This is a genomic window from Microbulbifer mixtoriginis (SeqCode) (genome assembly GCF_052467235.1).
Window position 1 is genome coordinate 573,144 of sequence record NZ_CP174305.1, and the last position, 25,527, is coordinate 598,670.

At 47.9% G+C, this 25,527-nt stretch carries 28 protein-coding genes and 1 tRNA gene; 7 read left to right on the top strand and 22 right to left on the bottom strand.

Annotated elements, in window-relative coordinates:
* Positions 1-215: 215 nt before the first annotated feature.
* A complete protein-coding gene (locus ACJJIO_RS02440) occupies positions 216-1,790 on the bottom strand; it encodes an AbgT family transporter (RefSeq protein WP_444910036.1) in 1,575 nt (524 codons plus the stop codon).
* 89 nt (positions 1,791-1,879) lie between these two features.
* A complete protein-coding gene (locus ACJJIO_RS02445; protein ID WP_444910037.1) occupies positions 1,880-2,890 on the bottom strand; it encodes a tryptophan--tRNA ligase in 1,011 nt (336 codons plus the stop codon).
* A 601-nt stretch (positions 2,891-3,491) separates the two neighbouring features.
* On the opposite strand from ACJJIO_RS02445, the gene ACJJIO_RS02450 reads away from it, so the two are divergent.
* Complete coding sequence (locus tag ACJJIO_RS02450) at positions 3,492-4,175, top strand: glutathione S-transferase family protein (RefSeq protein WP_444910038.1); 684 nt, start codon at positions 3,492-3,494, stop codon at positions 4,173-4,175.
* 214 nt (positions 4,176-4,389) lie between these two features.
* On the top strand, positions 4,390-5,124 hold the full coding sequence (locus tag ACJJIO_RS02455) for a 4'-phosphopantetheinyl transferase family protein (RefSeq protein ID WP_444910039.1): 735 nt from the start codon (positions 4,390-4,392) through the stop codon (positions 5,122-5,124).
* A gap of 43 nt (positions 5,125-5,167) precedes the next feature.
* Here the strand turns inward: ACJJIO_RS02455 and ACJJIO_RS02460 are convergent, their stop codons facing one another.
* From ACJJIO_RS02460 to ACJJIO_RS02470, 3 genes are read right to left on the bottom strand one after another with little or no spacing between them, the layout of a single operon-like run.
* Complete coding sequence (locus tag ACJJIO_RS02460; RefSeq protein ID WP_444885459.1) at positions 5,168-5,686, bottom strand: MaoC family dehydratase; 519 nt, start codon at positions 5,684-5,686, stop codon at positions 5,168-5,170.
* Between the two features lie 25 nt (positions 5,687-5,711).
* On the bottom strand, positions 5,712-6,239 hold the full coding sequence (locus ACJJIO_RS02465; protein ID WP_444910040.1) for a MaoC family dehydratase: 528 nt from the start codon (positions 6,237-6,239) through the stop codon (positions 5,712-5,714).
* A gap of 45 nt (positions 6,240-6,284) precedes the next feature.
* Positions 6,285-7,130: an HpcH/HpaI aldolase/citrate lyase family protein gene (locus ACJJIO_RS02470; RefSeq protein ID WP_444910041.1), complete on the bottom strand. Its 846-nt coding sequence runs from the start codon at positions 7,128-7,130 to the stop codon at positions 6,285-6,287.
* A gap of 200 nt (positions 7,131-7,330) precedes the next feature.
* On the opposite strand from ACJJIO_RS02470, the gene ACJJIO_RS02475 reads away from it, so the two are divergent.
* Positions 7,331-8,542, top strand: coding sequence for a CaiB/BaiF CoA transferase family protein (locus tag ACJJIO_RS02475; protein WP_444910042.1), 1,212 nt, complete (start codon positions 7,331-7,333; stop codon positions 8,540-8,542).
* Between the two features lie 56 nt (positions 8,543-8,598).
* On the opposite strand, the gene ACJJIO_RS02480 is transcribed toward ACJJIO_RS02475, so the two are convergent.
* The 8 genes from ACJJIO_RS02480 to ccmA all read right to left on the bottom strand — a co-directional run bounded on the left by ACJJIO_RS02480 (position 8,599) and on the right by ccmA (position 14,622).
* The gene (locus tag ACJJIO_RS02480; RefSeq protein ID WP_444910043.1) at positions 8,599-9,192 is read right to left on the bottom strand and encodes an IMPACT family protein; all 594 of its coding nucleotides are present in this window, start codon (positions 9,190-9,192) and stop codon (positions 8,599-8,601) included.
* Positions 9,155-9,739, bottom strand: a complete 585-nt coding sequence (locus ACJJIO_RS02485; protein WP_444885463.1) for a DsbE family thiol:disulfide interchange protein — start codon at positions 9,737-9,739, stop codon at positions 9,155-9,157. Before ACJJIO_RS02485 ends, ACJJIO_RS02480 begins: the two co-directional genes overlap by 38 nt.
* 17 nt (positions 9,740-9,756) lie before the next feature.
* Positions 9,757-11,742 (bottom strand): heme lyase CcmF/NrfE family subunit, encoded by a 1,986-nt coding sequence (locus ACJJIO_RS02490; RefSeq protein WP_444910044.1) that lies wholly within the window; start codon positions 11,740-11,742, stop codon positions 9,757-9,759.
* Positions 11,739-12,188: a cytochrome c maturation protein CcmE gene (ccmE, locus tag ACJJIO_RS02495; protein WP_252085318.1), complete on the bottom strand. Its 450-nt coding sequence runs from the start codon at positions 12,186-12,188 to the stop codon at positions 11,739-11,741. The genes ACJJIO_RS02490 and ccmE overlap by 4 nt, the downstream gene beginning before the upstream one ends.
* A gap of 82 nt (positions 12,189-12,270) precedes the next feature.
* The gene (gene ccmD / locus ACJJIO_RS02500) at positions 12,271-12,495 is read right to left on the bottom strand and encodes a heme exporter protein CcmD (protein WP_444910045.1); all 225 of its coding nucleotides are present in this window, start codon (positions 12,493-12,495) and stop codon (positions 12,271-12,273) included.
* A 1-nt stretch (position 12,496) separates the two neighbouring features.
* A complete protein-coding gene (locus ACJJIO_RS02505; protein ID WP_444885919.1) occupies positions 12,497-13,240 on the bottom strand; it encodes a heme ABC transporter permease in 744 nt (247 codons plus the stop codon).
* Between the two features lie 13 nt (positions 13,241-13,253).
* Positions 13,254-13,967, bottom strand: a complete 714-nt coding sequence (gene ccmB / locus ACJJIO_RS02510; protein WP_444885466.1) for a heme exporter protein CcmB — start codon at positions 13,965-13,967, stop codon at positions 13,254-13,256.
* A complete protein-coding gene (ccmA, locus tag ACJJIO_RS02515) occupies positions 13,954-14,622 on the bottom strand; it encodes a cytochrome c biogenesis heme-transporting ATPase CcmA (protein WP_444910046.1) in 669 nt (222 codons plus the stop codon). The genes ccmB and ccmA overlap by 14 nt, the downstream gene beginning before the upstream one ends.
* 320 nt (positions 14,623-14,942) lie before the next feature.
* Here ccmA and ACJJIO_RS02520 point away from each other — a divergent pair, with 320 nt between their 5' ends.
* Positions 14,943-15,650, top strand: a complete 708-nt coding sequence (locus ACJJIO_RS02520) for a 2OG-Fe(II) oxygenase (protein WP_444910047.1) — start codon at positions 14,943-14,945, stop codon at positions 15,648-15,650.
* Positions 15,651-16,040: 390 nt separating this feature from the next.
* Here the strand turns inward: ACJJIO_RS02520 and ACJJIO_RS02525 are convergent, their stop codons facing one another.
* On the bottom strand, positions 16,041-16,223 hold the full coding sequence (locus ACJJIO_RS02525; RefSeq protein ID WP_252085312.1) for a PA3496 family putative envelope integrity protein: 183 nt from the start codon (positions 16,221-16,223) through the stop codon (positions 16,041-16,043).
* A 432-nt stretch (positions 16,224-16,655) separates the two neighbouring features.
* Between ACJJIO_RS02525 and ACJJIO_RS02530 the strand changes: the two genes are divergently transcribed.
* Positions 16,656-16,731 (top strand) — tRNA-Arg (locus ACJJIO_RS02530).
* Positions 16,732-17,067: 336 nt separating this feature from the next.
* Here the strand turns inward: ACJJIO_RS02530 and hdeA are convergent.
* The 5 genes from hdeA to ACJJIO_RS02555 form a co-directional block, all read right to left on the bottom strand.
* The gene (gene hdeA, locus ACJJIO_RS02535) at positions 17,068-17,550 is read right to left on the bottom strand and encodes an acid-activated periplasmic chaperone HdeA (protein ID WP_444910048.1); all 483 of its coding nucleotides are present in this window, start codon (positions 17,548-17,550) and stop codon (positions 17,068-17,070) included.
* Between the two features lie 289 nt (positions 17,551-17,839).
* A complete protein-coding gene (locus ACJJIO_RS02540) occupies positions 17,840-18,511 on the bottom strand; it encodes a hypothetical protein (RefSeq protein ID WP_444910049.1) in 672 nt (223 codons plus the stop codon).
* A gap of 461 nt (positions 18,512-18,972) precedes the next feature.
* Positions 18,973-19,407, bottom strand: coding sequence for an HNH endonuclease (locus ACJJIO_RS02545; RefSeq protein ID WP_444910050.1), 435 nt, complete (start codon positions 19,405-19,407; stop codon positions 18,973-18,975).
* A gap of 164 nt (positions 19,408-19,571) precedes the next feature.
* Positions 19,572-21,536, bottom strand: coding sequence for an aconitate hydratase (locus ACJJIO_RS02550; protein ID WP_444910051.1), 1,965 nt, complete (start codon positions 21,534-21,536; stop codon positions 19,572-19,574).
* Positions 21,537-21,958: 422 nt separating this feature from the next.
* On the bottom strand, positions 21,959-22,132 hold the full coding sequence (locus ACJJIO_RS02555; protein WP_444910052.1) for a hypothetical protein: 174 nt from the start codon (positions 22,130-22,132) through the stop codon (positions 21,959-21,961).
* A gap of 247 nt (positions 22,133-22,379) precedes the next feature.
* Here ACJJIO_RS02555 and ACJJIO_RS02560 point away from each other — a divergent pair, with 247 nt between their 5' ends.
* On the top strand, positions 22,380-22,619 hold the full coding sequence (locus ACJJIO_RS02560) for a hypothetical protein (RefSeq protein ID WP_444910053.1): 240 nt from the start codon (positions 22,380-22,382) through the stop codon (positions 22,617-22,619).
* 351 nt (positions 22,620-22,970) lie between these two features.
* Here ACJJIO_RS02560 and ACJJIO_RS02565 read toward each other — a convergent pair whose 3' ends face one another.
* Positions 22,971-23,216, bottom strand: coding sequence for a hypothetical protein (locus ACJJIO_RS02565; protein WP_444910054.1), 246 nt, complete (start codon positions 23,214-23,216; stop codon positions 22,971-22,973).
* 426 nt (positions 23,217-23,642) lie between these two features.
* On the opposite strand from ACJJIO_RS02565, the gene ACJJIO_RS02570 reads away from it, so the two are divergent.
* Entirely contained in the window at positions 23,643-24,323 is a 681-nt protein-coding gene (locus tag ACJJIO_RS02570; protein WP_444910055.1) for a hypothetical protein, read from the top strand.
* 28 nt (positions 24,324-24,351) lie between these two features.
* Here ACJJIO_RS02570 and ACJJIO_RS02575 read toward each other — a convergent pair whose 3' ends face one another.
* Together ACJJIO_RS02575 and ACJJIO_RS02580 are read right to left on the bottom strand one after the other, a co-directional pair.
* Positions 24,352-24,837 (bottom strand): 3TM-type holin, encoded by a 486-nt coding sequence (locus tag ACJJIO_RS02575; RefSeq protein WP_444910056.1) that lies wholly within the window; start codon positions 24,835-24,837, stop codon positions 24,352-24,354.
* A gap of 49 nt (positions 24,838-24,886) precedes the next feature.
* A complete protein-coding gene (locus ACJJIO_RS02580) occupies positions 24,887-25,171 on the bottom strand; it encodes a D-Ala-D-Ala carboxypeptidase family metallohydrolase (protein WP_444910057.1) in 285 nt (94 codons plus the stop codon).
* Positions 25,172-25,527 lie beyond the last annotated feature (356 nt).

Consider the following 25,527-nt stretch of genomic DNA (forward strand, 5'->3'; position numbering starts at 1 on the left):
GGCACGATGGCACTAACTAATACAGCCAATCTGTAAGAGCAGAAATTAGCCAATATTTTTATATTTTGGCGGGAGCGTGCAGAGCAGGCTGGCAGGTGTTCGGTTAATTTTCAACCGGCACTTCACGGGAGGTGAGGCGCCCTGAGTCTCGGGCACCTCTGAAGGCAAAATAATTTTATGCTCCAGCGCGGATTAACCCTCACCGGAGCCAACTGCTAAGGCGTTGGATAGGTATAGCTGGCCTGCAGACCCAAAGGCATACCCAGGTTCCAGTAAAGAACGAGGAACAGGGTCCAGCAGATCAGGAACACTACCGAGTAAGGCAGCATAATAGATACCAGAGTACCTATACCTGTGCCCTTCACATAGCGCTGACAATACACCACTACCAGCGGGAAGTAAGGCATCAATGGCGTAATGATATTAGTGGAGGAGTCACCAACCCGGTAAGCCGCCTGAGTCAGATCCGGAGAGAATCCAATCTGCATCAGCATGGGCACAAAAATCGGGGAGAGCAACGCCCACTTGGCGGAGGCAGACCCCACAAACAGATTGATGAACGCCACCAATACAATAATCCCCATCAGGGTGATCGGGCCCGGCAGGTTCATAGCCGCCAGTAGACCACCCCCCTCAATCGACAACAGAGTACCTAGGCCTGAGCGGGCAAATTCGGAAATAAACAACGCACAGAAAAAGGCCATCACGATGTAATAGGCCATGGAACCCATGGTCTTGGACATCGCATCAATTACATCCTTACTCTTATGGAAAGTCCCAGCGGCAAAGCCAAAAACGACTCCCGGGATAATGAACAACAGGAAGATCAGCGGCACAATAGACTTCATCACCGGCGCAGCAAAGGAGGCGAGCTGCCCCTGGGAATCGCGCAATGCAGAGGTCTCCGGCAACATCCAGGCGATAAGGCCCACAATACCGGCAACCATTACGGTAACTGCCAGGTACATCGCCTTCTTCTCGCGGGCGCCCAGCTCCTGCATTACCGGCATATCTTCTTTATCGCCATCAATGGCAACATTCTTCAAGCGGGGTTCGATCACCTTATCGGTCAGCCACCAGCCCAACATGGTGACCACCAGGCAGGACGCAGAGGTGAAGAACCAGTTGTTAAGCGGGTTGACCTGCATCTCCGGATCAACGATCTGTGCCGCGGTTTGAGTAAAGCCCTGGAGTAAGGGATCAATTGCCGAGGGCACAAAGTTCGCCGAGAAACCACCTGACACGCCGGCAAAAGCGGCGGCAATTCCCGCCAGTGGATGACGACCGGCCGCATAGAAAATCACACCACCTAAGGGAATCACCAGCACATAGCCGGCATCCACTGCGGTGTGACTGACAATCGCCACCAGAATCAACATGGGGGTAAGCAGCATCTGTGGCGTTATCGCCAGCAGCTTTTTCAGCACTGCATTGATAAAGCCACTCTGTTCCGCGACACCCACACCCAACATAGCCACCAACACGACGCCGAGAGGCGCAAAGCCAGTAAAGGTTGTCACCATACTAGAGAGAAAGCGGGCCAGCTCACTACTGGAGAGAAGATTGGTTACCTGAATCGCTTCTCCCGTGGCTGGGTGTAAAGTATCGAAACTCACACCAGATAACAGCCAGGACAGCACCCAAATGGCCACCATCAATACCAGGAAGAGCACCGCCGGGTCGGGCAGTTTATTACCCACAACCTCAATAAAATTCAGTGCCCGGTTGATCCAACCATTTTTGTTATTGGCATCATCGCCCCCAGTGGGACCTGCCTGAACATTTTCCATATTGAAACCCTGTACTTTCGTTATTTGTTATTAGAGTGAAAGGCGTGGGAAAAACTTCTTAACCGTAGCTCCCCACGTTGTAAAAATGACTACTGGCCAATCTTGCGAATACCCACCGCGTGACGCAATTTCTCGATAAAAGGTGCCGAGTAGGCACGGGCCTTGGCTGCACCTTTCTCCAGCTCCTCTTCAATTTGGGAGGGGTTCTCAAGCAGAGCGTTATAGCGTTCACGCGCCTCGCCAATCTGGCCATTGACCAGTTCGAATAGCTGCTTCTTGGCCTCGCCCCAGGCAATGCCCTCTGCAAAAGCTTTGCGCATTTCGGCGGTTTGCTCCTGAGTAGCGAATGCCTGCCAAATTTGAAAAACCGTGGAAGTGTCCGGGTCTTTAGGCTCGCCCGGCTCCAGGAGATTGGTCTTGATCTTGTTGATATGCTTTTTCAGTTTTTTCTCAGGCAGGAATAAGGGGATGGTATTGCCGTAGCTCTTGCTCATCTTGCGGCCATCGAGCCCCTGGAGAACAGCCACGTGGTCATCCACTACCGCCTCGGGTAGGGCAAAATGCTCACCATAGTGATGATTGAAGCGCTGAGCGATATCGCGAGCCATCTCAATATGCTGCACCTGGTCTTTACCCACCGGCACCTTATTGGCATTGAACATCAAGATGTCTGCGGCCATTAGGATCGGGTAGCTATAGAGCCCCATAGTGACGCCAAAATCGGAGTCTTCGCCATCTGCACGGTTGGCATCCACGGCGGCCTTATAGGCATGGGCGCGATTCATCAAGCCTTTACCAGTCATACAGGTAAGCAGCCAGGTCAACTCGGGGATTTCATGGATATCCGATTGACGATAGAAAACCACATTATCTGTATTCAATCCCAGCGCCAGCCAGGTTGCCGCAATCTCCAAGGTGGACTGATGCACCTGTTCCGGGTCCTGGCACTTAATCAACGCGTGATAATCCGCCAGGAAATAAAAAGACTGGTTGTTCTCGTCCTGGCTTGCGGCGATGGCCGGGCGAATCGCACCAACATAGTTACCCAGATGGGGAGTACCGGTGGTCGTGATACCGGTCAATACGCGCTGTTTGCTCATAAATCCTTCGTTTTCCGTACTGAGTTCAGGCAATAAAGGAGGAATCATAACCTGTTCGCGCCCGAGGTTGTATCAGCCGAAGGCATCCACTTCCAGGCCTTGCTCCAGCCATACCGGAGTACGTATATCGCTGTCCCTAACGCCAAAACACCAGAGAACCCGACTTCAGCAGAAAACTTCCCGCGGTACTGACTGGCTGAAACCCAGAAGGCTCTGCGAAAGTGGTGCAACTTTCAAAACCGACCAGCTGGGCTGATAACTCACCGACTCCAGCGCCTTTCTATGTAGGACACCCCAATTCAACCTGTGCAACCTCACTATGTGCCAATATGTCTACGTGTAAAGTCTCCCCCTTTCCTGTCATGCTGGTCTCCACTCCTAATAACCAAATTCCTTGCACGTTCCGACTAAACCACAAAGAAAACGTCATTGGCGCAAAGTTAGCGCTAATTGGCCTTCAGGCCAATCGCAGCGGATAGCAATTATGAGGATACTATTCCTCAGGCAGTAATATTGATCAGATATCGTCCGGCGATGATGGAAGCCAAAAACCGCTGTCCAACCATGTCTCCAACACCAAAACTACATATAGAGGAAGCTTATGTATCAATTGTTTATTGGAAATAAAAACTACTCCTCCTGGTCTCTTAGACCTTGGTTGTTGATGCACCATTTGGAGATACCTTTTAATGAAAAGCTGGTTACCTTTGAGGAAGGCGGCAGTTGGGAAAAATTTCACGGCTTCTCTCCAACCGGACAAGTGCCCTGCCTGAAAACAGAAGACGTGACGATTTGGGATTCCCTAGCGATTACTGAGTACATTGCCGAAGACTTCCCGCAGGTCTGGCCGAGTGAGCGAGTAACTCGAGCCTGGTCACGCAGCGCTTCCGCAGAAATGCATTCTGGTTTTTCTGCGCTGAGAAATATCTGCCCAATGAACTGCGGCCTAAGCGTTGAGCTGCATGAAATTTCAGAGCCCCTGCAAAAAGATATCAAGCGGATTGATGAGTTATGGAATGAAGGTATCCAGAGATTCGGCGGACCATTTTTGGCTGGCGAGGAATTTACCACTGTCGACGCCTTCTTTGCTCCAGTAACAATTAGGGCCAAAAACTATCATTTACCTGTTAGCAAAACCGCGAAGCAGTATATTGAGCTGATTCACAATCTTCCTTCAATGCAAAAGTGGATAGCGGATGCGATTCAAGAACCCTGGAGGGAGACCGCTCATGAGGAGGAAGCCCGGAGTTTTGGAACGATTGTGGCAGATTTACGCCAAAAATAGCCCTTACTGGCTTTTTTAATTAGATGCATCCGGCTCCCATAAAAATTACTGATTTTTAGTTCTGGAGCATAGTCATTCATACAACATGCCCCGGTGCAGCCAAGTACAGCTGCATCGGCAACTGCTCTATGGCAGAATGTCTTACAAAAATTTACTTTGTAAAACTCACTCTACAAGCAGGTAGAGGCAGCAGCCACAAGCACCAATAGCCGTAATGTTACACACCAAGCAAGAAGCACCTTTAAACTATAAATTTGGATTTATTACAGATGCTTCACCCATTAAACCCCTGAATTTTTCAGGCCTGGTACTGGAATGCCAATTCGACCAGGACAATTATCAGGATGATTTGTTTTCAAAGCTGGGTATCCAATTCCCATCTGAAATCACCCACGCTTATAAAAAACGCAAAGCCGAATTCCTTGCAGGCAGGTATTGTGCGCACCTTGCACTAAGTTATTTTGGGCTTATGAACATACCTATACCCATTGGCCCCAACCGAAGCCCTCTATGGCCAGCAGATATCTCAGGCTCTATCACCCATGCGGATAACCTTGCCATATGTGCCATAAACAATAAGCCACAGGCCCTAGGCATTGATTATGAGCCGACAATCGCTATAAACACTGCGAATGAAATAAAAAGCCATATAATCAACCGAGCAGAGGAAGCCCTCCTTAGTAAAAGCGGGTTACCCTTCCGACAGTGGATAACCATTGCCTTCTCTACTAAAGAGAGCTTATTTAAGGCACTCTACCCTACTGTTAAGCAATACTTCGATTTTCTCGATGCCGAAATAGTGCATATTGACTGCAAAAACCGCAAATTAGTATTAACTATCAATCGCGATCTGTGTACCGCTGTCAGTAAAGGGCAGCTGTTTTCAGGAACCTATAGGTCCCACAGGGAGGGCATTATTACACTGGTTGAACATCAGGAATTCTTGTAGGCGCTCTTGGACAAGAATCTGGAGCTTCTCGATTGTATCGAAGTTAATATCCAGCCCTTTCATAGGGCCCAAGATTGCGTCGATAGATCAATAGCTTACGCTCAAAAGAACACACACAGGCACCATGTTGGTTGAGAGCACGGGAACTAACATGTAGTAAACCTTGATCGGGGCGTGATTTGGATTTTCGCTTACCCAATACTTCCGACTCCAAATATAAAGTATCTCCAGCGTAAACCGCATCCACTTTGCAATTTACCATGCTCAAGTTGGCAACCACTTTACCAAATGTCCGGGTTGTCAAAGCCATTGCACTCAAAACAAAGGTCTCAGGCACTCTAACTCTGTCACCATAAACTCTACGAGCATAGCGTTGGTCAGAATATCCAGGGCTCAAATCAAAAGAGTGGCGTGCATAGCGTAAGCAGCTAGCCTCAGAGAAAGTATGACCTGGCCGATGCTCGAATACCTGCCCTTCTTCGAAATCTTCAAAGTCAACGCCACAGGTTTCGATATAGGTATTTGGCTCAACCTCCCTGAGAAAATGCAACGAATCCTTCACAACTTTCTCCCAAGCAAAATAGTAATCAATAATTTTTTGCGGAAAATGGCAGATGTTCTCGCTTGTAAACCAGCATGGTACAACGTATCTCACAAGTTTTTTGTTGTTTTTGATTGGAGCCGCTCAGTAAAATCTCAATCAGGCCAGACTCCGAATCTTTCAGATTGGCACCGACAAACAGCACTTCACTCTCGGCATATAAAGTATCACCTCCAAATACCGGAGCCAGCATATCAATACTACCCCACTCAACAATTCTCTTGCGACGGTAGTAAGTTTTCCAAATCATACCCATTAAACGCTGAACGATCAGAGTTGTATTAATGAGAGGTGTTTTAAATTCGGTGTGTTCGGCATAGTACTCATCAAAATGAATCATCGCCTGGTTAAAAGTATTCACACACTCTTCGACATTATCTTGCTGACTGATAGTCACCCCCGGTCGGTGACGAAAAACCTGCCCCACCTTAAAATCCTCGAAATCCAAACCATAACGCTCCCGGTAGCGATTATTGCCAAGAAAAATATACGCGGGGAAACGATATCGATCCATAAGAGCCCTCTGCTTTAGGCATTAATACCAGTAGTCCTGCTTGAATTACTGCCTATCTACCAAGGCAACCAATTTTCTCGCCCGTTCTACCACTGGTAGATCCACCATGCGCCCATCAACCACCACTACACCACTGGGGTTCTCTTTAAACGCCTGCACGATTTTTCGCGCTCTTTGCACAGTTTCTTCTGTGGGGGAAAGCCCTTGGTGAACAGGGTCGATTTGCCTTGGATGCAAAACTATTTTTCCACGAAAACCTAATGCGGCTACATTTTGGGTTTCCCGTAACAAACCCTCAATATCCTCTAGATCCAGATATGGGCCATCCACAGCATCTATATTCGCGTATGCCGCAGCCTGTAGAATACGCCCCCTAGCGTAACGTAAAGATTCCCAGCTTATATCTGCCCCCACTTCTGCACAAAAGTCTGCAAAACCAAAACCAATGGCCAGTACATTATCGGAACTGGCGATATCCAAACTGTTCTGCAGGCCTTTTGCTGATTCAACCAGCGGCAAAAGCCCGATTGATTGCTCAACTGGCGCCAACAAGTCATTAAACCAACTGATTTCTTCGGCAGATTCCACTTTGGGGAGAATTACAATATCTGGTTTTGACCCCATCCCCAACAGTAACAAAACATCCCTTAACCCTGCCTCTGATGACAATTGATTGATACGTAGCGCTCTCAAGGACGATTGAGTGTCTGGAGGTGGAAAAAATTCTGCTACATTCTGTCGCGCCGCCTTTTTAAACTCAGGGGCGACGGCATCCTCTAAATCTACGCAGGCTATATCTGCGCCACTCGTGAAAGCTTTTTGATACCTATCCGGTCGACTGGCAGGCACAAATAAAATGCTGCGACAAAGAAAGCTCTTCTTTATATGCATGGCAGTAGTATTCACTTATTGGACCCATTCCCCGACCGTTCAAGTACCCATGCATAGTAGCAGCCGACCTCCGCCTTAAAATAAAAGGTACATTAGATTTAGCAATAACCTTGCCTATACAAAGAACCTTCCCGCTATACGCTTTATATCTAACCTAAACTTGCACTCACCAATATAGAAATCATCGGGAATGTCACTCTATGCTCCCCCTGAAAGACGTACGCGTGATTGCTGTAGAGCAATATGGTGCCGGTCCTTTTGGCACACTCTATTTGGCCAATTTAGGTGCGGAAATCATCAAGGTGGAAGATGTCTCTCTGGGTGGTGATGTAGGCCGGACAGTTGGCCCTTACTTTGTAAAAGGCGAAGAGGAGGAGGAAAATAAGGATAACAGCAGTTTGTTTTTCCAAGGGTTTAATCACAACAAAAAAAGCCTGTCACTCAATCTCAGAACCGAGGAGGGACAGCAGATACTGCAAAAACTTATTGCCACTGCCGATGGAGTTAGCTGTAACCTTCGCGGCGATGTCCCAAAAAAGCTAGGCATCACCTACCAAGCCTTAAGAAAAATTAATCCACGAATTGTGTGTGCCCACCTTACGGCCTATGGCAGAAGTGGAAGCAGGGCAACCTGGCCCGGTTATGATTACCCCATGCAAGCAGAGGCGGGATATTTCAAATTAACAGGAGAACCCGACAGCCCCCCCACACGCTGTGGGCTCTCTTTGGTGGACTTATCTACGGGAGTGGCTATGGCTCTGGCCCTGGTATCCGGTATCCTCAGTGCCCGGGAAACGGGTCGCGGCCGCGATATAGATGTCAGTTTATTTGATAACGCGCTGTATAACCTCTGTTACGTCGCCATGTGGCAATTAAATGCCGGTCACAATCAACAGAGACCGCCTCGCTCTGCACACTTTTCCCTAACCCCCTGCCAGCTATACACCACCAAAGATGACTGGATTTACTTGATGTGTAACAAGGAAAAATTCTGGGTTGAGCTGTGCAATGCCGTAGGGCACCCAGAACTGTGCCAGGACCCAAGATTTGTTGACTTTAAAGCGCGCTTAAAACACCGCGACAGCCTAACGGCTGAGCTGGACAAAATTTTCTCAAAAAAAACTACAACAGAGTGGCTCACTATACTAACCGGCCGGGTGCCTGCAGCTCCTATTTATGATGTTGAGCAAGCCCTGAATAATCCTTTTGTTACGGAAACCGGCAGAATTCGCTCCATGACTAGCGATGCGGGCAACGAGATCAAAATCCTGGCGCCATCAATACACTGTGGAGATGAAACGGTAGAATTCCGGCGAGCTCCACATATGGGGGAAGATAACGAGTCTATCTTACAAGAATTGGGTTACTCAGCCGAAGAGATCGGAAAATTCGCTAAACAAGGTATCATCTAGCCCAAATAGCTCAGCTTCTACGAGATTATTTAAACACCTCGAGCAAGCTGGAAAAATTAGTCCTGAAACTCAAATGCCTCCGCTAGCAGCAGCTCTCGTAGGGACTGCCATTGATCTTGCGGTAAAGAAATAGACACTGTTACCTTGCTGGCATAATCCGCCTGGCCGCAACTACCCTGATGACGGGCCACCAGAAAACGCAAGCGGGATTCCTGGGCAAAATCACAACATACAGAAGCCTGCTGTAACGGCACAAAGCTCTCCAAAGGCATAGCCTGTAAAGCAGCCCCCACCGATCCCCGATAGGCACGCATCAGGCCGCCAACCCCTAATTTGGTTCCACCAAAATAGCGGGTCACTATAGCGCCCACATTGCCAACACCCTGCTTGAGGAGCAGCTCCAGCATTGGGCGCCCTGCACTGCCGCCGGGCTCACCATCATCATCGGCTTGCATCATAGTGGGGTTGGCGGGATTGCCGATAATCAACGCCGTGCAGTGGTGACTGGCATCCGGGTACTGCTGGCGAATTTCTTGGAGTTGATGCTGAAAGGCCGTTTTATCCGTTACTGGTCCCAACCAACAGATAAAACGGCTTTTCTTCTCTTCAGTCTCACTGACAACGGGAGATGAGGGAATCTGATAGGTCACCGGCAAATGCGTCCCAGTGCTGGCTTTTTAGTTTTTCGTAAAGTGGCTGTAGTTTAGTTTGCCACACCTTATCGTCCACGATGCCAACGTGTTTACAACGGATAGTGCCCTCGGCATCCACCAGGAAGGTTTCTGGAGCACCAAAGACGCCCAGGTCCAGGGCCAGTCGCCCGTCCCTGTCGGCAACGCTAAAGAGATAGGGGTTGTGAAATTTATCCAGCCATTTTATGGCCGCTGAATCATCGTCCTTGAGGTTAACACCAATAATAGGTACGCCCTGCTCTGCAAGGGCGTTGAGGTAGGGGTGCTCAACACGGCAGGCCACACACCAGGTGGCCCAAACATTAAGAAGGTGCGGCCCCTTGGGCAGGTCGCCTTTTTGCATGACTTGCTTGTTATCAGCAACCTTTTCCAGGGAAAACTCTGGCACTGGCTTATTCAGCAATGCCGAAGGCATTTCCTGGGGATTCAAAAACAAACCACGCCAAAACAAAAGCGCCAGGGCCACAAAAATTATCAGGGGTAAAAAGAGTTTTAATCTCGACATTTAATTCTTCCCGAAACTTAGGCCGCCGCCAAATTACCGCTAAGAGATGCCTCGCGCGCCGCCTTAGCTTTGCGGTAACGCTTATCCGCCACGGCAATGCCACCACCAATAGCCATTAGCAAGGCACCCAACCAAATCCACACCACAAAGGCCTTGTACTGCAGGCGCACGGCCCAATCCCCACTGGGATTACTGCGGTCCAATGGCTCGCCGAGGGCAACGTAAATATCACGGAATAAGCCAGTATCAATTGCCGCTTCGGTCATCGTGTTGCCGCCAGAGAAATAATTGCGCTTCTGCGGAAACAACTCTGCAACCGGTTTGCCATTCTTGCTAACGTGGATCACGCCCTCGAAAGCACGGTAATTTGGACCTTGTGCCAGGCGTACTCCACCGAAATCAAAGTCGTAGCCAGCCACCTGATGGCTGTCGCCAGCCCCCATACGCAAATCTTCTTCCACGCTGTATACGGTCGTTAACACTACCCCCAGCACTGCCACCGCCAAGCCTATATGGGCAAGATGCATCCCGTAGTAACTGGCGCGCTGACGCTTAAGGCCGGCGACAAAAGATTTGGCATTGCGGGTTTTGGAAACGATATCTGCAAGACTCGCGCAAAATACCCAGGCACCAATAAAGAGGCCGAGTACCGCACCCCAGTGGTAATGGTCAAAGGCCAGAGGCCAAACCAGAGCCACCACCAGGGCTGCTAGGAATGGCAGGCGCCAGGCGCTGAGAAGCTTGTCCCAGCGGCTGTCTTTCCAGTTCGCACGCACCCCCATCCCCAGCAGCAGGCAAAGCACCACCATCAAGGGCACAAAGAACAGGTTGAAGAAGGGAGGACCAACACTGATTTTGCCCAGGTTCAAGGCATCTGCCACCAGCGGATATAAAGTGCCAGTCAGCACCACCGCCATAATCAAGATCAGCAGGATATTGTTACCGAGCAGGAAGGTCTCCAATGAGCGGAAGGAAAATACACTGCGAGCACTCACTGCTGGCGCACGCAGCGCAAACAACAACAGTGAGATCCCCACAACCACCGCCAGAAATCCGAGGATAAAGCTACCGCGCAACGGGTCAGTGGCGAAAGCATGCACGGAAGTAATCACCCCGGAGCGCACCAGGAAGGTGCCCAACAAGCTCAAACTGAATGCAAAAATTGCCAGCAGAATAGTCCAGCTTTTAAACAAGCCGCGCTTTTCCGTGACTGCCAATGAGTGCATTAGTGCGGTGCCCACCAACCAGGGCATCAGCGAGGCATTCTCCACGGGGTCCCAGAACCACCAACCGCCCCAGCCCAATTCGTAATAGGCCCACCAACTACCCAGAGCGATTCCAAGAGTGAGGAAAGCCCAAGCGACTACCGTCCAAGGTCTGGCCCAACGAGCCCAAACCGCATCCAAATGCCCGCCCAAGAGCGCAGCAATGGCGAAAGCGAAGGCGACAGAGAATCCCACGTAGCCCATATACAATAGAGGCGGATGGAAAATCATCCCTGGATCCTGCAGCAGCGGATTCAGGTCGGAGCCCTCCATCGGCGGGAATGGCAAAGTGCGATCGAAGGGATTAGACGTCAATATAATAAAGAGGAAAAAGCCGATCAGTACCACACCCAGCACTGAGAGCACTCGCGCTAACAGCTCCGGCGGCAACTGGCGGCCAAATAGCGCCACAGCCGCAGCCCAGCCTGCCTGGATCAACAGCCACAGCAGAATAGAGCCCTCGTGACCACCCCATACCGCGGTGACCTTATAGTAAATCGGGAGAATACTGTTGGAGTTCTGCGCTACATAGTTAACGGTGAAGTCGCTCTGGATAAAAGCGACCGTCAGGCAGACATAAGCGATAAAAACAAACGCAAAGACGCCCAAGGCCAGTGGCCTGGCGGCCTCCATCCACAGGGGACGCGCACTATAACTGCCTGCTATTGGCAATATCGAAAGCGCAAGGGACAGCAGCAAGCCGACTATCAGCGCAAAATGGCCCAGTTCAGGGATCATATCTTCGCTCCATCGGTGCAGCCTTCGTGGGAAACCATGCTTTCCGCAACTTCAGGAGGCGTGTAGTTTTCATCGTGCTTGGCTAGTACCTGATCGGCACGCAAGACGCCACTGGGCATCAGCTGCCCGCTAATCACTGCAGCTTCACCTTCTGCAAATAGGTCCGGCAGAATCTTATCGAACACGACCGCCAATTCCGCCTCACCATCGGTAATAACAAACTGAACATCCAGGCTGTCTTCCGCGCGCTGAACACTACCGGGTACGACACAACCACCGGCGCGGATGCGCTTCTCAAAAGGCACCTCACCTGCGGCAAATGCGCTGGGAGCATAGAAATAATCCATATTTTCTCGCATCGCATAGGTGACAAAACCTACTGCGGCACTGGAAAGCGCGACCAGAACAAGTACCAGGATCAGACGTTGCTTGCGTACGGGATGCATTGTTTAGGTGAACTCCATAAGTTTTTGATCTTATCTGCCCAGCCGCAGTAGCCACCGGGCGAAAAACCCTATCGATTACCAGCTAGGCTGGCTCTTCCATATCTGCCTGCTGCGCCTTAGCCTTGCGCCGGCGCTGTGCAATGCGCTGCTGCTTAAGCAACTCCCGCTGTAGACGCCGCCGCGCCAACTGCGGGTAGAGGATTAAGGCTGCTAGGGCCGCAAAAGTAACAGCAAAGGAAATCCACACATAAATGCCGTGGCCATCCATCGCCAGAAAGTCTGCAAAATTGGCAAATTGAAACTGCACTTTACTTCTCCCCAGCTAATTCCTGCTGTACCCATTGGGTTTTCATCTCGCGGCGTAGGATCAACGCGCGAGTATGCATAAGCAGGGTCCAGGCATAGGTACAATAGAAACCGATAATCATTACCAGCAGCGGGTAAAACATACTGGGATCGATACTGCTGGATTCTGTCAGGCGGATAGTTGCCGGCTGATGAAGGGTGAACCACCAATCTACCGACTTGTAAATAATTGGGATATTCACCGTCCCGACCAGGGCTAATAGCGCACTGGCCTTGTCCGCCACCTGCTCGCGACTAACCGCTTGGGACAGCGCCATCACACCGATATAAAGAAACAGCAGGATCAACATCGAGGTAATCCTGGCATCCCAAACCCAGTAGGTGCCCCAGGTGGGCTTTCCCCAGACCGCGCCAGTAAAAAGGGATATAAAGGTGAGTACCGCGCCGATTGGAGCCGCTGCGCGCATCACCGCAAAGGAGAGTTTCATCTTCCAGATAAGGCCTATGGCGCCGCTGATCGCCATAATGTAATAGCCCGCCAGGGCCAGGAAGGCCGCCGGCACATGGATAAAGATAATACGGTAGCTATTGCCCTGCTTGGCATCCTCAGGGGCAAACCCCAGGCCCCATACCGAACCCGTCACCAACAAAACAACGCTGGCCAGTGCCAGCCAGGGCAACCACCCAGTGGTTTTTTGATAGAACCAACGCGGTGAACCCAAACGGTGAAACCATTGCCAAGCCAAGAAGACCTCCGAATCAATTATCCAGGCTGATACGTATTGCTCCCGCTGCCGCCAGTGGTGCCAGGGCTGCGGCAGCAGCCAACAGTGCGGCCAGAATCGCCAGCTGCGCGCTGTAGGCATAGCCATCTATTGCCGCCTGCACCGCGCCGGTGCCGAAGATTAGCACGGGCACATAGAGTGGCATAACAATTAACGCCAGCAACAACCCGGGGCGGCGCAGAGCCACAGTGAGCGCCGCACCTATGGCGCCGATCAGGCTGAGGCTCGCGGTCCCCAGAAACAGCGACACGAACAAACACAAATACCCTTCAGAGGGCAAATTCAACATCAACGCCAGGAGCGGAGATAAAAGTGCCAGTGGCAGGCCCGTTGCGACCCAATGCACCAGGGATTTAGCCAATACGGCAAAATACAGGGGCTGGGGCAACAGTGCTAACTGCTCCAAAGTGCCATCTTCAAAGTCCCCACGGAACAAACTCTCTTGAGAGAGCATGGTGGCAAGTAGCGCCATCACCCAAATCATTCCCGGCGCCATTTTCGCCAACAGTTCAGGCTCTGGTCCCACTCCCAATGGTAAGAGGGCGAGAACCGTTACAAAAAATAATAGTGGGTTGGCAATATCTGCTCGCTTGCGCAATGCCAGGAGCATTTCAATTTTAAAGAGCGCCACAAAACCTGGGGTAGCGCGTACTCCAACGGACTGTAATTGGACATCAGTTAAAGACATGCTCTCCCCCCATATCGTTAAAAGATTCCTCAACTGCATAGTCAGACAAATCGACAAAGTCCAAGCCAGGCAGGTTGAGAGGCTGGTGGGAGGTCAGAAGGAGAGAGCCGCCACATGCAAGATGGTCAGCCATTTGTTTTTCCAATGCCGCAACACCGGCGACATCCAGAGCGGTCAGAGGCTCATCGAGAATCCACAGGCAGGGCGACAGGGGAAGAAAGAGTCGCGCCAGCGCCACTCGGCGGTTCTGGCCCGCCGATAAGCTGCTGCAAAGAGCACCCTCAAAGCCGAATAGATCAACCCTGTCCAGAGCCTCCATCGCCGAAGTCTCTGTAGCCCCATACCAAGTAAGGTTTTCCAGAGGAGTAAGACCTCCCCGAACCCCACCGCGGTGGCCGATATACAAAAGGGACTCACGCATAGCGCGCAGTCCTTTGGGAAAGGGGCTATTGCGCCAGAGAATCTCCCCATTGAAATCACTGGTGCTGCCGATCAAGGTACGTAACAGTGTGGTCTTACCGGCACCATTACTTCCCTTGATCTGGATTGCCCCGCCGGCATCCAGCGAGAAATCAAGACCCTCAAACAAGCGCCGGCCATCTCGCTCACAGGCGAGATCGCGCACTTGCAATACAGCTGGGGACTTGGGAGTCACAGACATTGCTTGGATAAAACCGCTCTGACGAAAATCTGAACGGCATTATACCGGCACTTGTGCTAATTGCATGATATTCAACACCCCTGACCTCATTAACTTGATCTCAAACAAGAATCTTTAGGAATTCAGCGGGTTTTTATACGCCAGTATTGGCCCCATGCCCAAGCTCTGATATTTTCCTGAGGGTTGTGAGTTGGTACCCAGTACCACCCCTCATAGGAATTCGAGGGAGACTCAGTAGTCAACATCAATAGAAACTTTTGATGTAACCCGGTGCTGAATAAAAGCACCGGACCAGCCTGTAAGGACACACAATAATGACTAGCCTAGCTGTGGATGCCAAACGCTGGCTTGATACCAGCGCCATAAGCGGTGACGATATCCTTCTCAATCGCCAACCCTTCCCATTTTTTGTTGCCCGTGATGTTTTAACCAAGGAGATGATGCCCTCCTTCCTGAAGGACTTTCCACACCTTAAGGGGGCCGGTTACCTCCCCTACGAGAAGCATGAATGTGGAGATTCCATCAATACCCTGATTGAGGAATTTACCCATCCAGAATTCGCCGATACGATCGGGAATAATCTAGGAATAGAAAAACTCTCCCAGTATCCAACCTATGTATCTATCAGCCGCACCCTGAAAAAGCGTCATGGCAGAATTCACACCGATGGCAAATCGAAAATTGCCACGGCCTTACTCTACCTCAATCCTGAATGGACGCTGGATGGCAACGGCTGCTTACGCTTTCTAAAGCGCATTGACGACTTCGAAGATACCGTCGCCCCAGAAGTTCCCCCTTCTTACGGGACACTTGCTGCTTTTAAGCGCGCCGAGAATTCCTTCCATGGCCACCTCCCCTTTGAGGGACAGCGCCTGGTTATTCAAGTTGCCTGGCTGGTAAGCGCTGCCGATAAAGAACGCAAAGCCAAGCGAGGAAAGTTTTCTTACAAACTCAAGCAGCTGATGGGCTGGTTTGGCGGCAAGAAAAAAGAAGACAAGGAAGATACGGTTACACAAATGTAAATTGTTCTGACCATTCATGCTTCACAGAGGGTTCTGGCCTATGGCCGGCACCCCCTTCCTACCCAATCCCAAAATTAATTCCCATTTTAGAAATCAGCACCAGAGATGGTTTAAAAATTCCAAAAACCGTCAACGTAAAGCTCAATGACAGGTTGTTGGCCGCTTGATTTTTATCAATTGAAATAGTCGAAAGAAGATAGGCGAGATACTTATTACGTAGATCCAGCTGGCTTCGATTAGCTGGTACTAATGCAAACCAAGCATTAACAAGAAAGAGTGCAAAGGCGAAAAATTTAATTGTGCGGTGAACCCTGTTAACGCTCTTATATCACCTACATCAACTCGGCAGGCACCGCACTATCCTAAGACTATTGGTTAATTGTTTTTTAACTAGGCATCAAAGTCGTAATCCATTAATTCTCGACTTAAGCGTCTTTCCTCCAGTTTATCCTCAACCATGCGACGAGCATCCCGTGGCGGCTGAGATGTAGCTTGCCTTAGTACTTCATTTGCAATTTGTGGAATATCCACATCATCAAAAACCATGTGCTTTTCGTTTACGTTAACACCCATACGAAACTCCATAATCTTGATCCGTGAAAGCAGAAACATCCTTATCGCACTTTACGGTGCATTGGCAGATTAGCGATGCCAAACAATCCTGGTCAAGCAGAAATTTACAAGACAACTATGACAGGTTTACTTCAGAATATTTTAAAATTCCGTCATGCAAAATCATCCGCGAATTAACCCATTAAATGTTACAAAGCTAACAAGATAAGTTGAGAAAATTACCAAGAATTGCCGAAAGTGAAAGAGAAGAGATACGGCGGGAAGTGCAGTAACCCTGTCGCCATCATGTTACTTCAAGTGACAAGGTTCAAATTTTTAGCGGTTTCTGGAAAAGTAAGGGGACACTCTCAGATAGACAGAGAAGATAAACACGACATGACATTTGTCCTCGTAGCAGATAGAATGGCCGCCCTTCGCAACCAACTGCGATCTGCCCCCGTCGGTTAACAGGATAAACCACGGACCTCCTAAGTCCGGACTGGTGGTTCGAGTCCACCCGGGGGCGCCATTAATCACTCCCCCGCAACGCATCAGCTTTACTTCAGCACTTCTGTCAGCTTATGAAACCAGTGCTTTAGCTGAATGCATAAAAAGCGCCAGAAAAAGCCCCGCCAGAAGAAGGCCACCCCAAAACATCCTAGCAGAGCGGTTTATATTCCTGCCTCGCTTCGCCTCTTCCCTCGCCGTCTTCGTCATAACTCAACTCCCTTTGTTACGCACTATCGGGCAACAATAGCAGCTCCTCCTTAAAACAGCACGCTTAGAGGCCTCCCCAAGCCCCTCTCCCAAACAAGCAGAGCCCGGGCTGAGCCGGGCTTGTATCACCTTAGTTAGCTGATAGGCGCTACTGTTTCTGCTTTTGCTTCTGCATATTATTGTTACCGCTGCCATCATTAGTGCCATTGGGGGTTGTGCCTGGATTCGTAGTGCCATTCGGGCTGGTACCTGTATTATTAGTACCGCTACCATCCTGCATATTCATCATCTTATTATCAGACTTGTCCTTGCCGTGATGACGCCCCATTTTATGCCATTCATCCTTAAACTTGGCCCAAAAGGACTCCTTCGGCGCCTTGGTACAAGCCGTAATAATCATCGGTGTCACCTTTTCAGTGCCATCGATATCCAACATGTCACCCTCTTCCTTACCACGCTTTGAGTAAGCTGAAGCCCAGTACACCGCCTTTGGCTTAAATTCATCATCAATAGCCAGGAAGTCGGCACAGGTCCAGTCCTTTGCTGGCTTCTTGGGGTGTTTGTCTGCCAGGGCAGCAGAAGCAGCAAGACTGGCAATTACCAAGGGAAGGATGTAATGCGTGCTTTTCACAATAAAATCTCCAAGGTTTTCAGGGGCATTACCCCGTGAATTGACAGCAGGTAATATGCAATCCGCTCGCTTCCCAGGAGCAGACCAAGCCGATACCGGCTGGTCACTTTGGGCTGTGCGCAATATAGCGAGTTACTACCTTACAGGCCTCACTCCAGCTCCATAACAGCGGAAACACTAGCCAAGGCACCTCGTGAAAGACTACCTGACCCAATGAAAGGATAGACGCTTTTTTCATTTTTTGGCGTGCCATTCATAAAACCGTCGGAAAATTCTCTTGATCTCTCAGCTACCTATTAACTATCTCTGCTCCCTCCCAATCATTTCCCTCTTGCTCTTTCCCAAGTAGGGAAATTCCAATCCAGATAAACCAGACGATCTGACTTACGCCAAATATTTCCTGAAAAATTTCCTCTGGATAAATAGTGGCAACACCTGCAGTACCAACGAGCAGGCCAACTAGATTCAGGTATCTTGAAAACACTCCCGCTCGCAAAGCGACTGAACTTATTATGAGTACCCAGAGGCCACCCACCAACTCATTGCCACCCCCCAGGCTTTCAACCATCAGGTAAATCACACCCCAAGCTTCAAAGGCCTTATCCGGGCTGAGCTCCATCAATCCAATGGCATAGGCAAGCCCAATATTGGCAATCATACCGCTAGCAATCACCAATCCCACCCAGATTGCCCCAAACAGCGACGCCAAAATGGTGAGTCCAGCATTTTTATTTTTTAACTCTTCATATAAACCTACTACCAAACACCCCAACAAGACAGCAAAGACTAAATACATCAATGTGTATACAATATTAAAAAGTAATTGGTTCTCCTCCAAAAATCTCATCTTTTCAGCAGGGCTTCCGGCGGACGGGAAAGCCCAAAATAAACCAAAAAATATAAAAGCAGCGATATAGATTAGCCCCATACCTATGGCCGAAACTCCTGCAATTCTATTCATGCCTCCTCCAACTGGAAACTGATTTAAGGAATTACTTTACCAACTTATGATCCCTAACGGACCAAGAATATCTTCAATTATGCAGCCTTCAATAACCACTACCACAATCCCCAACGCACTAGAAGTTCAAGTGATCGCAGAACCTAGCCTTTAAGCCAAAGGTAGAAGGTGTCCCTTATCACTAGACTGACATTAATGTCAGAATTCTTTAAGAACCCCAAAGAGATTTCTATTGATGTCCGCAATTCAGATACAACAACCAGCTACCAGTAAATAAATTAGCCAGCCAAGAAAGTAAAATGGGATATTGGAAATTCAAAAAAGAAGAGGAAGGATCGATAACAGAATTAGTAGCCTTGAAACAATATAATTTGATTGCAAATGATTACACGCAATGTAAGAGATCACTTTATAGCAAGCCAGTAATAAGTGGCTTGCTATGGGGTGTACTTCTCAATTTTTTACTGAGCGAGCCTGTACTTTCTGGCAATAGCTCTAAACTGCTGTATATAAATAGTACGAGCGGGCTGATAAGGAGGTAACCACTTATCAGGCCCTCGGCCATTCCGGCTCAGGCCATGCCCCTTGCCAATCAACCAGGTATTGGCCGGGTCTTCAGCAAAGACCCTACGTTGCTTGCTACTCCAGCCCCTCCCGCCATGACGAAGAGCCCACGACTCAGGAACAACTGGCTCAACATCCAGATCGGAAGCCTGTTGAATAAACTTACCGCTATAGGGGTCCATCCACAAACCTGAGACTACCTTGCAGCCATCTTCTCCGCCCAGTGTGACTGGAGCCAGGGAAAGGCGGACTAACAACTTATACCGATTGCTTTCACAACCCTCTGAAGCCTCCCCTTCTATAGGCCCCGCCAAACCGGATGGCGATTGCAATGTACCCTCATTGCAACCAACAATTACAAATATCAACACCATGCATATAATACGTAGGAACATCAAAAAACAACCCGAAAAAGTAACAACACTTCTAAACGCTTATCCTGATAAGTATACAATTTTCTGATAAGCCAACCTACCAACAAAACCTACAATTGTAATTAAAATATTCCACCACCTTCTAATAATCCACCAGAAACACCCTTGATGTAGTTAATCCTTCCGCCAAACTTAATTACCTCAACTTCCCTATCAGATAAGTCATTCCTTAACCATATCGTTTTATTACGGCTAAGATTCTTAAGCTCCAAATACGTATTATCACCAGTGAGACTCGCAAGATCAAAAAACTGAAGCCTATCTCCCTCACCAAAAAACTGATAATCACTCTCATTCCCCATGGTCAATATCAATACTCCGTGATCAATAAGGTTTTTCCTATAGGGCAAAGTAACACTTTTAGCGATGACGCAACGAATACCTAAATAGCGCAAAGTAATTGCCGCATGTTCTCGTCCAGATCCATACCCCAAATTGTGCCCCGCTACAAGAAATAGATCCTCTTCAATTTCTCTCGCTCGCTCATAAAAGGAGTTATCAATTCTGGAAAAGGTGTGGCGACTCAATTCTGGGATATTTGACCACATTGGCAATACCTCAGCACCAGCGGGAATAATGTCATCCGTAGTGACATTATCCTCTACTTTCAAAATAACCGGCCCATCAATCACGCTAAGCATCTTCTCCATAACTGGCAGCTTTTTAATATTGGGCCCTTTTTTTAACTCCACTTTTACAGGAATTTCTTGCGGGGCCCCCATCAGCGGTCGCATATCCAACAAGGTTTCCGGCTCTTCATAAACGGGATATTCCATATCCATTTCTCTTGGGTCTGTAATTTTCCCAGTGAGCGCACTCACAGTAGCGGTTTCTGGGCTGCACAAATAAACCTGGTCCTCTTTGGTCCCTGAGCGGCCAGGGAAGTTGCGCGGTACCGTTCTGAGGCTATTATGACCACTCGCTGGGGCCTGCCCCATCCCAATACAACCGCCGCAACCGGTATCATGTAAGCTAGCACCCGCCCCTATTAACCTCTCGAGATCACCGCTCTGGATCAGACCATGTAGCACTTGGCGTGAGGAGGGGTTTATATCGAAAGACATATTATCTGGCACATGACGACCACTCACTATTAATGCCGGTATAGAGAAGTCACGTAATCCGGGATTTGCAGAAGACCCAATATAGCTCTGGGAGACTGGTCTGCCGCTAACTTCTTTAACTTTCACCACCTTATCTGGTCGCGAAGGGCAAGCAATCATTGGCTCGAGCTCGGACAGATCAATAAAGGCCTCTTCATCATAAGTAGCACCTTCATCAGCGCTCAGCTCCGTAAAATCTTCCTCTCTAGACTGCTGGCGAAGAAAAAACCTAACTTGATCATCAGCCGGGAAAACACTGGTTATAGCCCCCATCTCATGCCCCATATTGGCAATAACATGCCGATCCATAGCGGTTAGGTTTTTTAATCCGGGTCCGTGATATTCAACAATCTTATTCCAACAGCCACTAGCGGTGTATCTACGTAAAAGCTCCAAAATAATATCTTTTGCACTTACCCATGACTGCAGATTACCCTCCAAATACACCCCTAAAACTTTCGGCATGACCAAGGTGAGTGGACACCCTATCATCGCCAAAGCAATCTCAATTCCCCCTGCGCCCATTGCCAGCATGGAAAGTGAACCTGCAGCACAGGTATGACTATCAGCTCCAAGCATTGTTTTGCCAGGAATTCCAAAACAAGACATATGTACAGGGTGACTAATTCCGTTTCCGGGGCGCGAATACCAAAGTCCAAATTTTCGACAGGCGCTCTCCAGGAAAACATGATCATCCCCATTTCTGTGGTCTGCCTTCAGAAGGTTATGATCTACATACTGCGCACAAAGCTCAGCTTTTACAGATCTAGCCCCCAGAGCCTCAAGCTCTAGCATGACCAATGTACCCGTGGCATCTTCACTGAGAACCTGATCAATTTTGAGCTGCAAAACCTCCCCTGGAACCATTTTCCCACTAATCAAATGACTCTCAATCAACTTTTCAGCAAGATTTAACCTGCTCAAACCACCACCCGCTTTCGAGAAGACTAATTGGAAATAACAAAAGCGCTTTAATTAGATATTAATCTGCTTGAATAGAAATTAGCAGTTTTGGAGAAAATTAAGTAAAAGGCGAACCTCTAATGATATTTAAAAGATAAGCCATGTGAAATTTCTTAAATTAAAATCACAAATATAACAACCTATTCAGCAGCTATTACCTAGAACCAAAATCCAATAAATGGGCATTACAAGCACAAAAAACCAATGTGCAGCTTCACCCAATTAAAATAATCAGCATTCATCAACGAAATCAGAAATAGAAAACCTTAGCAATACCGTCCTTAAATATTTAAAGCCATAAATTTATAAAAAAAGTCTCAACAAACCTCCACTTCCTAACTTAAGAAAAAGATCATTATTCTATTTAACCTTAAGAAGAAGGCTTATAAAGAACCAAACCCCAAGAAGAACAAGCGTTCAACTGCTGGCCAATAATCAGTTGGCAAGAGCCTGAAAATCAATATCATAAAAAAAACTTTAGATAGGCTGACCAGACAGCCAGTAAAGGGCAAAAAGAAAGAATCCAACACAATCTCAGCACCCAAATCAAGAGTCAAGTGCAACCCCTACATGCTCATCGAACATACAACCACTATTGCATACTTGGTCATACACAAGACATTCCTCTAACAGAAGTAGATTGCCGTTCATCCAGCCACTAAATGGTATCTGGATACACTTCTGCTACTATTGGCTGGAATAGTACAAAACTATCATTTTATGATCATAAGAAACTTCTTCACCCTAGATTTCCACACACATTTAACCAGTGTCTCAATTTTTAACTTAACGAGGATTTTTATATTGAAATATTTGCAGCTTACTAGCTTTACTCTGATGCTACTTTTAATGGGATGTTCTTCAGAAAATTCTGGAGATCCTAGCCCTGGTGTAGGCTCAGATAAGGATAAACATGGATGTATAGCTTCAGCTGGCTACCTTTGGTGCGCAAAAACAAACGCGTGTGAACGCCCATGGGAGCTGGCAGAGAAGGCTGATTTTCCAAACACCTCAGATGATTTTGAAGAGTATTGTGGTAAGTAAGAGTGACAGTAAAATATTCGCTGACCCTCAATGCCACGCCAAGACTTATTTCTTTAACCCCTCAAGCTACCAACCAAGACAAATACCTCTGCTGATGTAAGCAGGTGAGGTAACAAACCTGCTGTAGCCTCAAACATCTATTGGGAGTTTCACACTCACAGGGAATCGGCTTGTACTATTTACCAGCCTGCTCATTCTGGAACTGAGCCACCCAATGAATGATTGTGAGGCCAGACTAAACAAGCTGTAGCGTCTGGAGGGTAGCACTCTGTATATTCCTGAATGATAGAATTGCTGTTGTACTGCATGTTCTTTACGGTCTCATAGCTATAATTCGAAAGAGGCTCTCCGCTAGTTGGCATCAGCTAAATTCTTACCCTTTTTTTGACTCAAAAAGTTCGGGATGCTTATTCTTCCAATTGTTGATTGTTTGCTGTGTTGCCTCAAGAATTGGCCTAGCTCTTTGTCAGCCAGAACCAATTCAATGAGCTTTGTGGCCTGCTCAATCAACCGCTCCAACTTGCTATCAATGCGCTGGAGCCTGGTTTGAATGTCGCCCTTAAACTCAACCATGTGTTTTTGCCCCAGAACGTGCATAGCTGATTCATGCTGAATTGCCTGGGTGTTGGCGGTTATCCCTTTCTCAACATAAGAACCCTACATGAAAAAACCAGCCACCAATAAGATAATGCTGGCAATTTGGGTAATAATTATGCTTTTGCTAAGATGCCAACATTCTGCTGCTTGGGTCATAGGATTTACCAAGCAGAATTAATTTTCTACGAAATTTGATTGATAGAAGGTTTGCTTTGAGGGCAAAAGGGACTTCGATTATAGTCCTTTAAGTGCCCATATTTCGACATCCCTCGCTTTAAAAAAGGTCCAAAATCTAAAAATTTATGTCCAAAACTTAAAACCAGCCAAGCGATATCCAAGTAGATTGTTCATGTTAGAGCAAGGTTATTTAGTTAGTATAAAAGTCTACTCATGCCACCTAGTGGTGCTTTTACAAGGAGAGTCACTATGCCATTCGCTGAACCATGGAGAAGATACTGTTCTGGAGACTTTTTTTATGGGTTTTCGGAAAGTAGAGCGAGGCTAATTCAACAGCTAACGCAAAGAACCATGCAGGATTTTGCCAGCAAAAACACGGTCGCATGGCTTGATCAATTACTAACCGGCACTGCTGTACACGATTGTAATTACTTAAATGAAGACTTTAATAATTTCTGTCGTAGTAAAGAAAAATATAAATGTGTTGTATCAGATGATTCCAGTACAGAGCCACCCCAAACAGGGGAGGAATCTGAAGACAACAAAAGGTTCAGAAGAAAGAGTAAAGCTGGAATCGAGTTCTTAGTAAAACACCATCACTTCATACATTTTGCAATAGACTATGATATGGATTGGAATGCCGTAATTACCAAACCAGGACAAGGTGAAGGTTTAGTAGAAGCAAAATTTCCATTTGAAAGAAAAACAATGTATCAGTATGACTTCGGTAATGGTTTAAAAAACCGTGTAATTACATATGCAGAAATTAGATTTATCTATAGAAACAGGAATGACGCAGATTTCATGAAACGAATACAGTTTTGGTATCAAGATGCCGCTAACTCTGATAGCGCGTTCAGTCCTGAAGCTCCTCCTTGGGAAAGATACCCTGAAATCTGGGAAAACTATAAACCAAAAAGTGAAGCTTGATTAACTGACAACCCTTAAAAATCACTATTTATAGTTTGTCCGTCTGAGCACCATGCGTTTTATCATATGAACGCATGGCACCCATTCCGAGCATGGCCGCTATCATCGAGAACAGCGCACCAGTTTCTAGCACTAGCGGTGGAGTCACCCCTGTAAGTATTGAACCCTTAGCACTGTAGAGGGCCCAGACCCAACACAGCAATGGATATAAAACAAACTGATAAGCGAAGGCCAAGCCCCCAACCCATCCAATCCAGGGACGCCAGCCAGCGACAAATATGCTTTTATGCTGGGCCTCGGCTTTGTTGACCTCCAGCTGTCCGAGAAGCAATTGAATTTGAATATTTAGCTCTACCAAGCTGTCCCTTTGCTTGAGCTCCTTCAGCTTCTGTACTTCCCCAGCACATTTAACCGGGTCAGGCCAACTGCGCTCAATAGCCATTGTGCCTGCATCAAAAATTGCTGTTAGCGGATCGTAACTCCACTCTGTGAGGCAGGTGCGCTCGCCTGGCATAGATTCAAGGTCATCCAGGTGAAGGAATCGTCCTTTTAAATGCTCCCTTCTACTTTAACCCTATACCGGTGAAGTCTTCCTGTTGGGTTATTTGGATTAACCGGTAGGCTCTTCCTAAAGCCACCTGCACATCGACAACCTGCCCGGTAGCATGAGTCATGGTGGCATTAACACGGGCATTATGTGCTGGGCAGCAGAAACCGGAATTAATGACTATTGGCTTGCCATGGCACTCCCTGACTTTAATCAGGCGATTGAGCGTTTCATCTTTGAAATGGTTTTTGCCACAACAACAGGCGAACTCCGGCTCTGTGAAGTAGTCTTTTTGGGACATTGGCAGTCTCAAATTTTAGACATAAAAAAACCGGCTGGGGGGCCGGCTTAAGAAAGGATGAACGGTCGCTGCATGAAAACCAGAGCAGCTATGGGTATAGTAACCCCCGCCCTCACACACTGTCAATATATACAACTGTATATTTATACAACCATATACACTGACTTAAATTTCAACTCGCCAAACTGGCACAAAAAATCCCGCATTCAGGGAATTTATGGACATTTAGCAAAGGAATTTCGTACTTATCCCAGCATGGGGCTTCTATATAGTTCTGACAAAGAGAAAGCCAAAGGTTTTCTACTTGCCAATATGGCACCACATTAACTTTTATTGCTTATTAAACTGCCAGCATA

What these genes read in the sequence shown, in the direction of transcription:
- ACJJIO_RS02485 (WP_444885463.1), bottom strand. Translation starts at nt 9,739, where the DNA reads ATGTCGAGATTAAAACTCTTTTTACCCCTGATAATTTTTGTGGCCCTG.
- ACJJIO_RS02520 (WP_444910047.1), top strand. Translation starts at nt 14,943, where the DNA reads ATGACTAGCCTAGCTGTGGATGCCAAACGCTGGCTTGATACCAGCGCC.
- ACJJIO_RS02445 (WP_444910037.1), bottom strand. Translation starts at nt 2,890, where the DNA reads ATGAGCAAACAGCGCGTATTGACCGGTATCACGACCACCGGTACTCCC.
- ACJJIO_RS02490 (WP_444910044.1), bottom strand. Translation starts at nt 11,742, where the DNA reads ATGATCCCTGAACTGGGCCATTTTGCGCTGATAGTCGGCTTGCTGCTG.
- ACJJIO_RS02525 (WP_252085312.1), bottom strand. Translation starts at nt 16,223, where the DNA reads ATGGGTGTTAACGTAAACGAAAAGCACATGGTTTTTGATGATGTGGAT.
- ACJJIO_RS02475 (WP_444910042.1), top strand. Translation starts at nt 7,331, where the DNA reads ATGCTCCCCCTGAAAGACGTACGCGTGATTGCTGTAGAGCAATATGGT.
- ACJJIO_RS02575 (WP_444910056.1), bottom strand. Translation starts at nt 24,837, where the DNA reads ATGCCAGGCGAGCGCACCTGCCTCACAGAGTGGAGTTACGATCCGCTA.
- ACJJIO_RS02465 (WP_444910040.1), bottom strand. Translation starts at nt 6,239, where the DNA reads ATGGATCGATATCGTTTCCCCGCGTATATTTTTCTTGGCAATAATCGC.
- ACJJIO_RS02565 (WP_444910054.1), bottom strand. Translation starts at nt 23,216, where the DNA reads ATGCACGTTCTGGGGCAAAAACACATGGTTGAGTTTAAGGGCGACATT.
- ccmE (WP_252085318.1), bottom strand. Translation starts at nt 12,188, where the DNA reads ATGCATCCCGTACGCAAGCAACGTCTGATCCTGGTACTTGTTCTGGTC.
- ACJJIO_RS02470 (WP_444910041.1), bottom strand. Translation starts at nt 7,130, where the DNA reads ATGCATATAAAGAAGAGCTTTCTTTGTCGCAGCATTTTATTTGTGCCT.
- ACJJIO_RS02570 (WP_444910055.1), top strand. Translation starts at nt 23,643, where the DNA reads ATGCCATTCGCTGAACCATGGAGAAGATACTGTTCTGGAGACTTTTTT.
- ACJJIO_RS02450 (WP_444910038.1), top strand. Translation starts at nt 3,492, where the DNA reads ATGTATCAATTGTTTATTGGAAATAAAAACTACTCCTCCTGGTCTCTT.
- ccmB (WP_444885466.1), bottom strand. Translation starts at nt 13,967, where the DNA reads ATGTCTTTAACTGATGTCCAATTACAGTCCGTTGGAGTACGCGCTACC.
- ACJJIO_RS02580 (WP_444910057.1), bottom strand. Translation starts at nt 25,171, where the DNA reads ATGTCCCAAAAAGACTACTTCACAGAGCCGGAGTTCGCCTGTTGTTGT.
- ACJJIO_RS02440 (WP_444910036.1), bottom strand. Translation starts at nt 1,790, where the DNA reads ATGGAAAATGTTCAGGCAGGTCCCACTGGGGGCGATGATGCCAATAAC.
- ACJJIO_RS02455 (WP_444910039.1), top strand. Translation starts at nt 4,390, where the DNA reads ATGTTACACACCAAGCAAGAAGCACCTTTAAACTATAAATTTGGATTT.
- ACJJIO_RS02540 (WP_444910049.1), bottom strand. Translation starts at nt 18,511, where the DNA reads ATGAATAGAATTGCAGGAGTTTCGGCCATAGGTATGGGGCTAATCTAT.